13 protein-coding genes are annotated in these 14,138 nt (G+C 68.3%); 2 read left to right on the top strand and 11 right to left on the bottom strand.

Annotation, left to right across the window (positions count from 1 at the left end; all coding sequences use genetic code 11):
* Nucleotides 1-19 precede the first annotated feature (19 nt).
* Complete coding sequence (locus VHC63_02675; protein HVV35480.1) at nucleotides 20-1,174, top strand: P-loop NTPase; 1,155 nt, start codon at nucleotides 20-22, stop codon at nucleotides 1,172-1,174.
* Here the strand turns inward: VHC63_02675 and VHC63_02670 are convergent.
* Genes VHC63_02670 through VHC63_02630 form a run of 9 tightly spaced genes read right to left on the bottom strand, consistent with a single transcriptional unit; the run spans nucleotide 1,140 to nucleotide 10,511 of the window.
* Nucleotides 1,140-1,352 carry a ferredoxin gene (locus tag VHC63_02670; protein ID HVV35479.1) on the bottom strand — a complete coding sequence of 71 codons (213 nt, stop codon included), beginning with the start codon at nucleotides 1,350-1,352 and terminating at the stop codon, nucleotides 1,140-1,142. The genes VHC63_02675 and VHC63_02670 overlap by 35 nt on opposite strands.
* Nucleotides 1,352-2,548, bottom strand: a complete 1,197-nt coding sequence (locus VHC63_02665) for a cytochrome P450 (GenBank protein HVV35478.1) — start codon at nucleotides 2,546-2,548, stop codon at nucleotides 1,352-1,354. Before VHC63_02665 ends, VHC63_02670 begins: the two co-directional genes overlap by 1 nt.
* A complete protein-coding gene (locus VHC63_02660) occupies nucleotides 2,545-3,612 on the bottom strand; it encodes an amidohydrolase family protein (GenBank protein HVV35477.1) in 1,068 nt (355 codons plus the stop codon). Before VHC63_02660 ends, VHC63_02665 begins: the two co-directional genes overlap by 4 nt.
* Nucleotides 3,609-4,349, bottom strand: a complete 741-nt coding sequence (locus tag VHC63_02655) for an SDR family oxidoreductase (protein ID HVV35476.1) — start codon at nucleotides 4,347-4,349, stop codon at nucleotides 3,609-3,611. Before VHC63_02655 ends, VHC63_02660 begins: the two co-directional genes overlap by 4 nt.
* A complete protein-coding gene (locus tag VHC63_02650; GenBank protein ID HVV35475.1) occupies nucleotides 4,346-5,119 on the bottom strand; it encodes an SDR family NAD(P)-dependent oxidoreductase in 774 nt (257 codons plus the stop codon). Before VHC63_02650 ends, VHC63_02655 begins: the two co-directional genes overlap by 4 nt.
* Nucleotides 5,120-5,141: 22 nt before the next feature.
* On the bottom strand, nucleotides 5,142-8,009 hold the full coding sequence (locus VHC63_02645; GenBank protein HVV35474.1) for an FtsX-like permease family protein: 2,868 nt from the start codon (nucleotides 8,007-8,009) through the stop codon (nucleotides 5,142-5,144).
* A complete protein-coding gene (locus tag VHC63_02640; protein HVV35473.1) occupies nucleotides 8,009-8,782 on the bottom strand; it encodes an ABC transporter ATP-binding protein in 774 nt (257 codons plus the stop codon). The genes VHC63_02645 and VHC63_02640 overlap by 1 nt, the downstream gene beginning before the upstream one ends.
* A gap of 11 nt (nucleotides 8,783-8,793) precedes the next feature.
* Nucleotides 8,794-9,663: an MBL fold metallo-hydrolase gene (locus VHC63_02635; protein HVV35472.1), complete on the bottom strand. Its 870-nt coding sequence runs from the start codon at nucleotides 9,661-9,663 to the stop codon at nucleotides 8,794-8,796.
* Nucleotides 9,660-10,511, bottom strand: a complete 852-nt coding sequence (locus tag VHC63_02630) for a hypothetical protein (protein ID HVV35471.1) — start codon at nucleotides 10,509-10,511, stop codon at nucleotides 9,660-9,662. Before VHC63_02630 ends, VHC63_02635 begins: the two co-directional genes overlap by 4 nt.
* A gap of 27 nt (nucleotides 10,512-10,538) precedes the next feature.
* On the opposite strand from VHC63_02630, the gene VHC63_02625 reads away from it, so the two are divergent.
* Nucleotides 10,539-11,456 (top strand): serine protease, encoded by a 918-nt coding sequence (locus tag VHC63_02625; GenBank protein HVV35470.1) that lies wholly within the window; start codon nucleotides 10,539-10,541, stop codon nucleotides 11,454-11,456.
* Between the two features lie 113 nt (nucleotides 11,457-11,569).
* On the opposite strand, the gene VHC63_02620 is transcribed toward VHC63_02625, so the two are convergent.
* Together VHC63_02620 and VHC63_02615 are read right to left on the bottom strand one after the other, a co-directional pair.
* A complete protein-coding gene (locus tag VHC63_02620; GenBank protein HVV35469.1) occupies nucleotides 11,570-13,801 on the bottom strand; it encodes a transglycosylase domain-containing protein in 2,232 nt (743 codons plus the stop codon).
* Between the two features lie 33 nt (nucleotides 13,802-13,834).
* A complete protein-coding gene (locus VHC63_02615) occupies nucleotides 13,835-14,092 on the bottom strand; it encodes a WhiB family transcriptional regulator (GenBank protein HVV35468.1) in 258 nt (85 codons plus the stop codon).
* Between the last annotated feature and the right edge of the window lie 46 nt (nucleotides 14,093-14,138).

The raw sequence follows: 14,138 nt of genomic DNA, 5'->3' as shown, positions 1-14,138 counted from the left end.
AAACCGGTAGAATTACATCGTGACGGTCACCGACGAACAGGTTCGAGGGGCGCTGGCCGGCGTCATCGACCCAGAACTCGGCGACTCCGTCCTCGATCTCGGCATGGTGAAAGACATCGCCATCGACGGCGAGCACGTCACCGTGACCGTCGCGCTCACTACGGCAGGGTGCCCGCTGCGCGCCCAGTTCATGAAGGACGTGCGCGCCCGCGTGGGCGGGTTGGTCGGCGTGTCCAAGGTCGACGTGAAGTTCGGCGAGATGACGGCCGAGCAGAAGCGCTCGCTCATGGACCGCGCCCGCTGGAAGGCGCAGGAGCGCTCGACGGTCACCATGGACCTGTCGCCCGCCGCGCGCGTCGCGGCGATCGCGTCGGGCAAGGGCGGCGTGGGCAAGAGCACGGTGACGGCCAACCTCGCCGTCGGTCTCGCGGCCCGGGGGTTCAAGGTCGGCGTGCTCGACGCCGACATCGGAGGCTTTTCCATGCCGCGCCTGCTCGGCGTCGACGCCAAGGTCGAAGCCGAGAAGGTCGAGGGCGACCGCGTGCGCATCAACCCGATCGAGAAGCAGATTGGCGACGGGCTGCTGCGGGTGGTGTCGATGGGCGCCATCGAAGGCGCGGCCGAAGACGAAGCCGTCATGCTGCGCGGCCTGATGCTCAACCGCGCGCTCCAGCACTTCCTCGAAGACGTGGCGTGGGGCGACGTCGACTACCTGCTGATCGACATGCCGCCCGGGACGAGCGATATCCAGATGGGCCTGGCGCGCATGCTGCCGCGCACGGAGGTCCTCATCGTCACGACACCGGCGATCGCGGCGCAGCAGGTCGCCGCCCGCGCAGCGGACATGGCGCGCAAGGGCTACCTGCGCGTGGTTGGCGTGGTCGAGAACATGAGCGCGTTCGTGGCGCCCGACGGCGAGTCGTACCCCTTGTTCGGCGAGGGCGGCGGCAAACGGTTGGCCGCCAAGCTCGGCGTGCCACTGCTCGGGCAGTTGCCCCTCGACGCTGCCGTGGCGGCCGCCGGTGATCAGGGAGAGCCGGCGGTGCTGGGTGACGGTCCGGCGGCGCTCGCCTACAAGGAACTGCTCGACGTCCTCGTCGACGACGCGCTGCCGCCCATCGACGCCGGTTGCAGCGCGGTTACGGCGCTGGAAGCTCTACTGCCCGCAGACTGATGGCCTGGGTCGGGCACCCGTTGGCCGCGTTCTGAATCTTCGAGGCGTCGTCGCCCTCGGGGTTGGTGACGATCGACAGGCCCTCGTCGTCGAGGTCGAAGGTGTTGGGCGCCCAGAAGCTGCAGTTGCCCGAACCCATGCAGCGCTCGCGGTCGACGGTGATCTCGAAGGCGGCCATCAACCGAACAGTATGGGCAGCGACGTCGGCGAGCGGAACCGCTCGCCGTGGATGTGCGGATCGTTGCCGGCCGGATCGAGCCGTAGGTTCGGCAGCCGGTCGATCAGGCGGTTGACCGCGACTTTAAGTTCGAGACGGGCCAGGTGCATCCCGAGGCACATGTGCGGACCGAGGCCGAACGCGATCTGCGGCTGGGGCTCGCGGGTGATGTCGAACTGCTCCGGGTTGTCCCACCGCGTCTCGTCGTGGTTGGCCGAGCCGACGTGGGGGATGACGTCCGCGCCTTCGGGGATCTCGACACCGTGCAACTCCGTGTCGCGCAGACAGCGGCGGTTGGTGATGAGCAGCGGCGTCTCCCACCGGATCGCCTCTTCGATCGCCTGGGGCATCAGCGAACGGTCGGCGCGCAACATCTCGAGCTGGTCGGTGTGCGTGAGCAGACCGAAGATGAAGTTGCCCGCGGCGCGATACGTCGTCTCGGCACCGGCCGGGAGCAGCAGGCGCAGGAACGAGTAGATCTCCTCGTCGTCGAGCCTCTCGCCGTCGATCTCGCTGGCCACGAGATCGCTGATGACATCGGAGCCCGGTTGCTTGCGCCGCGCTTCGACGTGATCGACGAGGTACTCGCGCATCGCCGCGCCCGCCTTGATGCCGTTCTCCGGGTCAGCGGCGACGTTGATGATCTGCACGGCGTACTCGTGGAACTGCGCGTGATCGGTGCGCGGGACGCCGAGCACTTCCGCGATCACTTGCACAGGAAAGCGAAACGTGAACTCGCGGACCAACTCGGCGGTGCCGCGCGCCGCGAAGTTGTCGATGAGCTCGTCGATGACGTCGCCCATCAAGTCTTCTTCCCAGTGCGCCAGCGTCTTGGCGCGGAAGGCCTGTGAGACAAGATGGCGGTGCCGCTTGTGCTCGGGCTCGTCCATGCCGACGAGGACATAGGGCCCCATCACGACGGCCATGAGGTCGCGGATGGCACCGGACGAGTAGGTCTCGTTGTCGCGCAACACGGTGGCGACGTCGTCGTACTGGTACACGGTCGCCGTCAGCCGCTCCGACAGGTCGTAGCCCAGCTGGACCTTCAGCTCGACGGGCGTCTCGCGCCGCTTCACCGCCAACTCCGGATACGGATCGCGATTATCACCGGCCACGGTGTCGGTGAACTGCGCCATCGAGTCGAAGTCGATCGTCACGCGGAACCTCCTATGCGGTCGCGGATGCGGTAGAAGCCGAGCGGCGTCGACCAGAGCACGGCGTCGATCTGCTCGTCGGTCGCGCCGTGCACGGACAGGTTGCCGGCGAACGCGCGCGCCGAGTCGGGGAACACCGCGTCGGGATGCGGGAAGTCCGACGCCCACATGACGCGGGCGTCGCCGACCGCCGCGATGGCGGAAGCCGCGAGGGCGTCCTCGGCTTCGCTGCTAATGGCGCACTGGCGCGCGAAGTACTCGCTCGGCATGAGTTCGAGCCAGTCGAGTTCGGTCTCGGCCATCCACTCCGCGTGCTCGTCGAGCCGGTGCAGCCAGTAGGGCAGCCACCCGGCGCCCGACTCGAGGAAGGCCACGCGCAGGTTCGGGTGACGGTCCAGCGCTCCGTCGAACATCAGGCTCGTCATCGCCGCCATCTGCTCCATCGGGTGGCTCAACGCGTGCCGCGCCGCAAACCCCGAGAAGCGGTCGCCGCCGATCGTCGGTTGGCCGCGCAGCCCGAGCCCTTCGTGCACCGCGAGCACGAGGTCGAGTTCTTCGATCGCCGCATGCATCGGGTCGTACGTCGGATCGCCGAGGTTGCGGCCGTAGAGAAAGTTGGGGCGCGCCATCATCGCCACGAGCCCGTCGCCGGCGCAGCGCGCCACCTCTTTGGTGGCTGCTCCGACGTCGGCCAGGGGGAGGATGCCCGCACCGAAGATGCGGCCGCCGCTGGCGTCGCAGTAGCCGGCGATCCAGTCGTTGTACGTCCGGCAGGCAGCGGCCGATTCGGCGGCGCTCAGTTCGGGGAGGAACGGCGCGAACAACCCGACCGACGGATACACGACAGCGACGTCGATGCCCTGCGCGTCCATCGCCCGCAGGTACGACGCCGTATCGAAGCCGTGGTCGAACTGGTCCTGCAAGAGCTCGAAGCTGCCGCAGGGTGTCATCGGCGTCGTGGGCGGCAAGTCGAGTGGTAACCGCTCACCGGTCCACTGCGAGAACAAGCCACCGGGCTCGATTACGTGACCGTCGGCGTCGGCGACCTTGCGCCCGCCGCCGATCACATGCGCCTCGCCGCGAGGCCCCCGTCGAGGGGCAGCACGGTGCCCGACGTGTACGACGACGCATCGGACGCGAAGAACGCCACCGCGTCGCACACCTCGCGCGCCGTGCCAAGGCGACCCATCGGCACGTTGGAGGTCACCATGCGCTCGATGCCAGCGCGGTCGCCAGTCGATTCCGCCATGCGGAGAAACAGGCCGGTGTCGCACGCGCTCGGCGCGATCACGTTGACGCGCACACCGGCGGCCGCCTGTTCGATCGCCACCTGCTTGCACAGATTCGTGAGTGCGAACTTGCTGGCGCAATATGCCGGGTAGCCCGGCGCCACGATCTGGCCCAGCGTCGAGCCGAGGGCGATGATCGAGCCGCCGCCGGCGCCGATCATGCGGGGTACCACCTCGCGCATGCACAGGAACGGCCCCTTGAGGTTGGTGTCGAGGACGTCACGCCACATCTCGTCGGTGGTGTCGACGATGCTCGTGCGCGTCTCGATCGCCGCGGACAACACGAGCACCTTGATGTCACCCAGCGCCGCGGCGGTGGCCGCCATCGACTCGACGTGGCGGCGATCACGCACGTCGACTTCGACGGCGGTGCCGCCGACGGCTTCGGCGACGTGCGACGCGCCGGCGCCGTCGCAGTCGGCGACCACGACGTGATAGCCGTCGGAGGCCAAGCGGCCACAGATCGCCGCACCAAGGCCCGAAGCCCCACCGGTGACGATGGCTACCGCCGTCATCGCAACGCCGCCAACCCACCGTCGGCGGGAATCACCGCGCCGGTGACGTACGCCGACTGATCCGACGCCAGGAACAACGCGATGCCGGCGACGTCGTCCGCGGTGCCGAGCCGGTGCAGCGGGATGTTGCGGTGCAGCATCTCGAGGAAGTCGTCGCGGGCGATGCCCATGTCGTCGGCGACGCGGCGGAACCGCGGCGTATCGATCGAACCCGGCGCGATGACGTTGGCCCGCACATGCGGTCCGTACTCGACCGCGATCTGGCGCGTGAGGGCGACGAGACCGGCCTTGGCCGCCCCGTAGGCGCAGTAGCCCGCGGAACCGATGAGGCCGAGCACCGACGCGGTGTTGATGATCGACCCGCCCCCTCCGTCGATCATGCGCGGGATGGCGGCGCGGCAGGCGAAGAACACGGCGTCGAGGTTGGTCGCCATCGTGACGTCCCAGTCTTCGTCGCGACACTCGAGCAAGTGACCCGACATCTGCACCGCGGCGTTGTTGTAGAGCACGTCGAGGCGACCGAAGCGCTCGACGGTCGCGTCGATCATCGACTCGTTGTCGGCGCGGCGCGCCACGTCGGCTTCGATGGCCAGCGCGGCACCGCCGCCGTCCTCGACGAGCTTCACCGTCTCGTTGGCGCCGACGGTGTTGATGTCGGCGACGGCCACCTCAGCCCCGGCGGCCGCGAACAGCAGCGCCGCGGCACGGCCTTGGCCCGACGCTCCCCCCGTGATCAGTGCGACCTTCCCCGCCAGGGTCGGCTGTGACATCACCGTTAGAAGCTACTGACTCCTAATCGGCGATGCGCAGGGCGACCGCCGGCCGGATCTTCGCCGCCTGGGTCGCCGGGAACGCGCTGGCCGCCAGCGACGCCACCAGGGCGATGGCCGAGACGACGATGATGTTGACGACCGGTATCTGGAAGCCGATGCCCTGGCCGCCGAAGGTGCTCGAGTGCGTGAGCAGGCTGTAGCTCGTGATCAGCGCCAGACCGGTGCCGAGCACGATGCCCTGCACCGCCAGGAACGACGCCTCGGTGAGGAACATCTGGCGCACCATGCGGCTCGGGAAGCCCATCGCCCGCAGCATGCCGATCTGGCGGCGGCGTTCGCGCACGGCGCGCACCATCACGACGCCGAGGCCGGCGACGCCGATGATGAGACCGAGGCCGAGGTAGCCCTGCATCAAGCTCAGGAACCCGTTCTGCTGGGACATTTGCTGCGCGATGTGATCGGGGAACGAATCGGCCTGCACGCCGTAGTCCAGCAGCCGACCTTCGAGGCGCGCCGCAAACGTGGTGGCGTCGACGTCGGGTGCTACCCCGACGTAGTAGCGGCTCGGCGTCGCATCGCTGGTGAACGAGTGCAGGAACGTCTTGCCGACGAACGGGCCGGCGAAGATGAAGTCACTGTCGATCTTGGCGGCGATCGTCAGTTGCGCCGTCTTGCCCGAAAGCGTGTCGTACGCCGTGATCTTCTCGCCCGGATCGAGTGCTCCCGAGGGCGGACCACCGCGCTCGAGGAAGATGTTCGGCAGGATCACGAGGCTCGGGTCGTGCTCGACGGCTTCCCACACCTCGCGGTCGCTGTGGAACTGCGGCAAGCGCTTGCCCAACGTCGGCACGCCCCGCGCCAGCAGGGAGTCGTCGTAGCCCGACAGCGTCCACCGCTCGCGGTCGTGGTGGATCGGCGTCGTCCACTCCGGTGCGGCGCGGTCGATCGCCGCGAGTCCGGTCACGCCGGACTGCGCCTTGAGCACCGATGCGGGCACGGGGTTCGAGTAGTTGGAGTCGACGAGCACCTGGTAGCCCGCGGCGTTCTCCCGGGCGAACTTCGGCACCTGGGCGCTGAACAAGTGGCTGAACACCGACAGGAACGTCAGGGTGAACACGACGATGGCGTACATGCCCAGCAGCATCGACGTGCGGAACACGCGGGCCAGCGGATACGCGAAGCCGAGGCGCGCCGCCAGCGTGCGCTTGGACACACCGAGCTTCGACACGGCCTTGATGGCGACGTCGTCGTTGGTGGCCACGATCGCCGTCGCGCTGCCGACGAGGATCACGCCCTGCATCACGAAGGCGAAGAACTCGGTGTTCGAGAACGCCTTCGAGAACAGCGAGAAGGCGGCGATGCCCCACACCAGCGACACGCCACAGCCAATAGCGACGGCGATGCGCCGCGGCACGAACCGACGCAACAGCGTGATGGACGACACCGAGGCCAGCGGGATGCCCACGAGCACCCCGAACCAACCCTGGTGCACGACGCCGACCTGGAACATGACGAGGCCGATCACGATGCCCAGCGCGGCGACGACGTAGGACCGCAGCCGGCGCGCCCGGTTGGCCGGCGCCTCAGCGATGTCGCGAATGGCACGGATCACGTTGAGGCGACCCAGCCGCGCGCTGGTACCCCACACCGTGACGAGCGAGATGAACGCGCCGATCATGAAGCCGAGCAGCAGGCTGGAGGGCCGCAGCGAGAACTGCAGCGCGATGCCGCGACCGCCGCCACGGTTGCGGTTGAACAGGCTGCCGGCGAGTACGGCGACGAGGCGGCCCACACCGATGCCGACTACGACGCCACAGGCGGCGGACACGATCGAATAGATGGCGCCCTCCATGCCGAAGGCGCGCACCAACTGATTGCGCTTGAGCCCGATCGCCCGCAACATGCCGAGCTCGCTCTTCCGCTCGTCGGCGAGCATCACGAAGATGTTGACCAGCAGCAGGATGCCGGCGATGACGCTGAAGGCACCGATACCGCTGAAGATCGTGCGGAACTGCTTCGACACCGAGTCAGCGGTGTCGAGCAGGTCTTGCTTGGACGTGAAGACCTCGACCGAACTCGTGCCCGCGAGGCGCTGCTTGAGTGCCGCGGTCACGGCGTCGGTGCGCTCCGCCCCGTCGAATACGCCGCCGGTGTTGGACACGAGCACGGTCGAGCTCGGCGGTTGGCCACTGACCGCGGCCGGCAGCAAGCCGACCGCATTGGTAGGCGCGGCGAGGGCGGCGACCGTGCCGAGAGGCACGAAACACGCGCTGCCGGCGATGCCCTTGTCAGCGATGATCTGGCGCACGGTGAACCGGTGCGAATGGCCATAGCCGAACACGTCGATCTGGTTCCCAGCGCGCACCTTGAGCTTGTTGGCCAAGGCGTTGGACAGCACGGCCTGGTCGCCCGTCGGCGTCGCGCCGGCGTCGGCCATGCCGGTGGCGCCGGCGTTGCCACCGAAGGCGCGCGCATCGTCGAAGTCGACTTCGTCGATGGCGGCGAAGGGCTCGGCGCGGCGGTCGGCGCCCACGCTGGCGATCGACACGCCGGCCGCCGTCAGCTTGAGGTAACCGTCGACGCCGGCGATGGCCGGCGTCTGGAGCTTGCGCAGCACTTCGTCGGAGCGCCCGAGACCCACGGCGCGCACGGACTCGTCGATGGGACCGAGATCGGTACGCGCCTGATCGCGCACCGACGCGCCGAGCGTGTCACCGACGATGAACGCCGCGGTGATGATGGCGGTGCCGAGCAGCGACCCGACAATCACCAGCACCGCCTCGCCGCGCCGGCGCGTCACGTTGCGCAGCGCCAGACGACGGATCGTCGGGTTGCGGATGGCGTCGACGATGCTGACGAGCAGCAGCGCGACGATGACGATCTGCATTACTTCGCCTTCAGCGGCGTGCGGCGCGTGCGCGGTTTGCTGACGCGGGTTCCCGGAGCGGCGACGCCGTCGCGTTTGCCGAGCAACTTGGCCGTGGCGCCGTCGGCGACCACGGCGCCGTCGGCCATGCGCACGAGGCGACGAGCGCTCGCCGCGATGCCGTCGTCGTGGGTGACGACCAGGATCGTCTGGCCGTGCGAGTTGACCTCTTGCAGCAGGTCGAGCACCGCGACGGCCATGGTGGAGTCGAGGTTGCCCGTCGGCTCGTCGGCCCACACGATCGCCGGCTCGGTCACGAGCGCGCGGGCGACGGCGACGCGCTGCTGCTCGCCTCCCGAAAGTTCGTTCGGCTTGTGCTTGGGCCGGTGGCCGAGGCCGACGCGTTCGAGCATCGCCATCGACCGCTCGCGCGCCGTGGCCGCCTTCGTACCGCTGAGCAGCAGCGGCAACTCGACGTTCTCGACGGCGCTCAGCACCGGGATGAGATTGAAGCTCTGGAAGATGAAACCCATGCGCCCGGCGCGGTGCTCGGTGCGCGCCGCGTCGGCCATCTTGTGGATGTCGTCGCCTTCGACGAAGACCGATCCGGCGTCGATGTCGTCGAGGCCCGAGAGGCAGTTCAGCAGCGTCGTCTTGCCGCTGCCCGACGGCCCCATGACCGCCACGAACTCGCCCGGCTCGATGCTGAGATTGATGTCGCGCAACGCTGCAACTTCGTCGGCGCCGGTCCGGTACACCTTGGTGACGCCGCGCGCGTCGACGATGGGAGCCATAGCGATTGACGCTATTTCACGCGGCGCAAGCTCCCCCATTTGATTTGCCACGATGCGTTTAGGTCGTCGGGCTTGCGGGTGGCGGCGAATCCGTCGGCGCGGAGCTTGCGCAGGTGGGCCCACAGCGAGAACTGCGCGATGGGATACCGATCCTTCGGCACGTCGGTGTAAACGTCCTTCACGAGTTCGTCGACGGTCGCGGTGCCGCGGCGCGCCAGGGCAAGCAGCACAAGCCGTTCGCGTTCGAGCCGATGGGCCACGTACCAGCTGAGCACGGCGTCGGGGTCGGTCAGCACCGGGCCGTGCGCCGGGGCGATGGCGTCGACGCGCAGGCGGCGCACCTTCTCGAGGTTGTCGAGGTACTGCTGCATGTCGCCGTCGAGGGGTGAGATCACGACGGTCGAGCCCGCCATCACGTGGTCACCCGAGAAGAGCAGGTTCTCCTCGGCGAGATGCCAGCACAGGTGGTTCGACGCGTGCCCCGGCGTGTGCACGGCGTGCAGCGTGACGCCGCGCTGCTTCACCACGTAGCCGTCGCCGGCGTCGATATCGGCGGCGAACCCGTCGCGCGAGTCGAAGCCGATCACCGTCGCGCCCGTGAGTTCCTTGAGCAGCGTCACACCGGGCGAGTGATCGGGATGCGTGTGGGTGACCACGATCGTCTTGATCGAGTCGCGCCCGGCGCGGGCGATCGCCTTGATGTGCTTCGGGTCGTCGGGTCCCGGGTCGAGCACGACGGTGCGACCCGACGCCGGCGCACCGATGAGATAGGTATTGGTTCCGGGCCCGGTGAACACGCCGGGGTTGTTGCACGTGATGCGCCGCACGAGCTTGGACAGGCGCACCGTCTTGCCGTGGACCACCGGCGCCGCCAGCGTCACCGCTTGAAATCTCGCACGTCGAGCGGCTCGCCGGTGTGCGACTCGATCACCTCGTCGTAGCCTGGGTCGCCCGGCAGCAGGATGCGCAGCCCGTGATCGTCGTTGACGACGCGGGGCAGGATCGTGACCACCTCGTCGATCGAGGCGGCGGCCGCGAGCAGGTCGGCCGACTTCTCGAAGCGGCTGATCGCCTCGAGGTTGCGAATCGTGGGGAAGATCAAGTCGAACCGGCCCGCCTCGAACTGCGCCAGCGCGTCCTGCGGACGGATCCACACCGTCGCGATGGTCTCGCGGTCGTCATGGGCCGGCACCTGTCCGGGCGGGGCGGCGGCGACGAAAAAGCGGGTGTCGTAGCGCCGCGTCGGGCCCACCGGCGTGATCCAGTGGGCGAAGTAGTAGATGTCGCCCATCATCAACTCGAGTCCTTCGGCGGCGCATACCTCGACGAGCGAGGTGCCGTCGTTGTTGACCTTGTGGCGCCACTGGGCGAAGCGGTCGGCCGAGGCGTCATCCGCCATCGACACGACGTCGCCGTCGCCGTCGACCGCCAACAGCACACCCGATTCCTCGAAGCACTCGCGCACCGCGGCGACCCAGAACGCCAGACCGCCCGACTCGATGCCGAGCTGGCGGGAGGCGTCGGCGTCGGTGCGGCCGCGGCAGATGGCCTGCACCGCCGCGCTGCTGTCGTCGGGATCCACGGCGCCGCCGGGGAAGACGTAGGCGCCGCCGACGAAGTCGGAGTTGAGATTGCGGCGCAGCATGCAGACCTCCATGCCACGCTCGCCGTCGCGTACGAGCATCACCGTGGCGGCGTCACGCGGAACCAGAGGTGCGTTGTCCGTCACGCGGTCGAAGTTACTAACTTGCAGCGGATGGCTGATCGAGGCGGCGTGAGGGGCGCGGTGGACAGCGTCGCTCGTTTCGTGCCCCGCAGCGTCAAGGGCATGGTGGCGGTCCTCGTCGCCTTCTCGATGGGCGCGTCGCTGTCGGGCGCCGTCCTCTACACCTATTACGACAACCGCAAGACCGAGGCGGAGAAGAACGCCAACGCCTTCGTCAAGCAGTACAAGCAGCGCTTCTCGCTGGCCGAGAAGGCGATCCAGGCCGAGACGGAAAACGCCAAGGCGGAGATCCAGGCCCAGATCGAGCCGCTCAAGCGGATCCAGGCCGAGGGCGACACGCTCGAGACCCTGGTCAAGAAGGCCGCACCCTCGCTGTTTTTCGTCCGGTCGCTCGACGAGCAGGGCAATGCCAGCGTCGGCACCGGCTTCGCCGTCGCCTCGGACAGCTCCCAGACCTTCGTGCTCACGAGTTACTCGACGGTGCGCGCCGCCACCGTCCGCCCGGGCCCCGCTGTCGAGGTGCGCCAGGGCGATCAGGTCGTGAAGTCGACGCTGTGGACGTGGGACGAGACCAAGGACATCGCGCTGATCATCCTGCAAAAGGGCGGCGTGCCAACGATGAGCTTCGCCGACAAGGGATCGGTGAAGACGGGCGAGCGCGTGTTCGCGCTGTCGGGTCTCGGCGCTCAGGGCGGCGCGGCGACGCAGGGCTTCGTGGCCGACGTGTCGAGCCCCGGCATCCAGCACGACGCCCAGATCGGTACCGCCTTCCAGGGTGGCCCGCTGGTCGACAGCGACGGCAAGGTCGTCGGCATCAGCTCGCGCAGCTTCGCTCCGCTGGGATTCACGTCCGACGGTGTGTGGTGGGCCCCGCAGGTCCGCGACGCCTGCGACAAGGTCTTGAAGTGCCCCAACGACGCCGTCACCGGCGCCGGCAACAAGCGCTAGTCCATCGCCACCGAACCAAAGGTTCGGCGGCGAGCCAAACCCGCGGGTTACGTCGGTAGAGCCTCCGGACCGGCAAAGCCGGATCCTACGGCGTCACGTATTTCTGCGGATCCCTAGGGGAAGGTAATGCCGCCGGCGCTGGTGGTGGTTGTGGTCGGCGGTTCGGTGGTCGTGGTGGTTTCGGGGGCGACGGCCGTGGGCGGGGTGACGTCGTATTCGAACTTGCTGCCGCTCGTGATGTCGGAGGGCTCGCGGCGGTTACCGGGGTCGAAGCCCTGACGCGCGGCGCGGCGTAGGTCGTCGGCGACGGAGCGGATCGGGGCCGGTTGGCTGAAGTCGGTCACCGGCACGTCCTTGAGCGCCTCGCTCATGAACGCCTTCCACGTGCGCGCCGGGATCGTGCCGCCGAACACGCGTGACACGCCCTTGATGTGCACGAGCGGTTCGAGCTTGAGGGCGTTTCCCATCCACACCGCCGTCGACAGGGTGGGCGTGTAGCCGACGAACCACGCGTTGGTGAAGTTCTGGCCGGTGCCGGTCTTGCCGGCGGCGGGACGGCCGATGTTCGCGGCAGTGCCGGTGCCATGGTCGATCACGCCGCGCAACATGTCGGTGACGTTGTCGGCGACGGGCTCGGCGATCACCCGCTTGGCCTTCTCGGCCGCTTTGGTGTTGTCGATGATCGTCTTGCCGGCGGCGTCGACCACCTTGACGATCGGCGTCGCCGGCGCCCGCAGGCCGCGGTTGGCGAACACGCTGTAGGCCGACGCCATGTCGAGCGGTGACACGTCGAGCACGCCGAGGGTGACGCCGGCGTAGCCCTGGTTGACCGGGGCGTAGTACGCGCTGCTCATCCCGAGGCGCTTGGCCATGCTGACGAGGTTGTCGATGCCGACGTCGCGCTCGAGCTGGGCGAACACGGTGTTGGTCGACTCGGCGATGGCCGTGCGCAGCGTCTGGGGGGCGCCGCCTTCGCCTTCCGCGTTGCCGATCGTGCAGTCGTTGCCCGGGATCGGCTTGCAGTTGGGCACGTGGTACACCCGCGGCGCCGGGTACACCTTGGTTGGCGGGATGCCCTGCTCGAGCGCGGTGGCGAGCGTGAAGGGCTTGAACGCCGAGCCGGTCTGTCGGCCGGGGCCGCCGCCGGAGATCTCGGCGGTCGGGTCCGTCCAGCACGACGCCGCCACCTTGATCTGATCGTCGCGCAACGGCACGCCCGACCCGAGAACGGCCTTCTTGGGGCAGCCACCGAGCGCCAGGTTCACGTTGGCGACGGGGCCGTTGTAGAAGTCGCGGCCGCCGACCATCGCTCGGACGAAACCCGTCGGCGGCTCGACCGACGTGAGCGCCATCTCGATGGGATCCTGCGTGCCACTGAGCGAGTCCGACACCGCCTTTTCGGCCGCCTTCTGCGCCGCGGGATCGATGGTCGTGTAGATCTTGAAACCCGCCTTGTCGGGCTGGTAGCCGCGGGCCTGGAGGTACTTCTCGACGTAGTCGACGAAGTACGGGTACTTCCGGTACTCCTTGACCGGCGACTGGATGAGCGTGACGGGCCCCGTCGGCTTGCCCTTGGTGACGGGCCACACCGTTTGCGCCGCCGCCGCGTCGTGGTCGGCCTGGGTGATGTAGTGCTCCTTCAACATCAGGTCGAGCACGTGCAGGCGCCGCGTGTTGGCCGACTCGGGGTTGCCACGGGGTTCGAAGGCCGACGGCGCCGGGATGATGCCGGCGAGCATGGCGCTCTCCGACAGCGTCAGGTCCTTGACCGACTTGTGGAAGTACGTCTCGGCCGCCGCGCCCACGCCGTACGCGCCGTCGCCGAGATAGATCGTGTTGAGGTAGCGGTAGAGGATCTCGTCTTTGGAGTACTTGCGGTCGACCTGGTTGGCGAGGATGGCCTCGCGGACCTTGCGGGTGATGGTGCGCGCCCGGTTCGTGTAGACGTTCTTGACGTACTGCTGGGTGATCGTCGAGCCGCCCTGCTCGACGCGGCGCCCCCGTAGGTCGGCCACCAGGGCCCGCACCGAGCCGCGCAGGTCGATACCCGAGTGCTTGTAGAAGTTCTTGTCCTCCGACGACACGACCGCCTGCTTGAGCTGGAGCGGAATGTCGGACTTCTTGACGCTGATGTGCTGGTCGAACTCGCGCAGCACGGCGATCTCGGTGCCGTTGGCGTCGTAGACGTGGCTGATGCTGCTCACGGCGCTGGCGTTGGCCCGCGGCAGATTGATCGGTAGGGGCAGGAAGATCAGCGACAGCACGACGGTGGCCACCGCCGTCGGCGGCATCGTGAGCGCGCCGAGGATGAGGACCGAAACCGTCTTGCCGAAACGCCGGAGCATGCGGGCGTCAGTGTCGCACGCCCGAGGGTGCAGCTAGATGCCGGCCGCGGCCTTGCGCTCGACCTCGTTCAAACCGCCCCAAATGCCGTGCTGCTCACGGATCCGGATCGCCATCTCGAGGCACGGCTCGCGCACCGAGCACTGGGCGCAGATGGCCTTGGCCCGCGCCTCCCGGTACTCCTTCTGCTCCTTGCGTTCGAAAGAGTCAGGCGGAAAGAACACCGTGGCGTGCGGCCCGCGGCAAGCAGCCTTGTCTTGCCATGTCTCTTCGGTTCGAATCGCGGTGCTCATGGTTCGGAACCCCCCTTAGCCACACCGGAACTGCGTAGGGCCATGA

This window comes from Acidimicrobiales bacterium, assembly GCA_035546775.1.
Lineage (GTDB): Bacteria > Actinomycetota > Acidimicrobiia > Acidimicrobiales > JACCXE01 > JACCXE01.
Note: the sequence above shows the minus strand (reverse complement) of the source record. Positions and strands in the feature narration are given on the sequence as shown.

Coding starts and splice junctions, on each gene's coding strand:
- VHC63_02640 (HVV35473.1), bottom strand. CDS start 8,782: ATGGCTCCCATCGTCGACGCGCGCGGCGTCACCAAGGTGTACCGGACC.
- VHC63_02655 (HVV35476.1), bottom strand. CDS start 4,349: ATGACGGCGGTAGCCATCGTCACCGGTGGGGCTTCGGGCCTTGGTGCG.
- VHC63_02620 (HVV35469.1), bottom strand. CDS start 13,801: ATGCTCCGGCGTTTCGGCAAGACGGTTTCGGTCCTCATCCTCGGCGCG.
- VHC63_02650 (HVV35475.1), bottom strand. CDS start 5,119: ATGTCACAGCCGACCCTGGCGGGGAAGGTCGCACTGATCACGGGGGGA.
- VHC63_02615 (HVV35468.1), bottom strand. CDS start 14,092: ATGAGCACCGCGATTCGAACCGAAGAGACATGGCAAGACAAGGCTGCT.
- VHC63_02625 (HVV35470.1), top strand. CDS start 10,539: ATGGCTGATCGAGGCGGCGTGAGGGGCGCGGTGGACAGCGTCGCTCGT.
- VHC63_02645 (HVV35474.1), bottom strand. CDS start 8,009: ATGCAGATCGTCATCGTCGCGCTGCTGCTCGTCAGCATCGTCGACGCC.
- VHC63_02670 (HVV35479.1), bottom strand. CDS start 1,352: ATGGCCGCCTTCGAGATCACCGTCGACCGCGAGCGCTGCATGGGTTCG.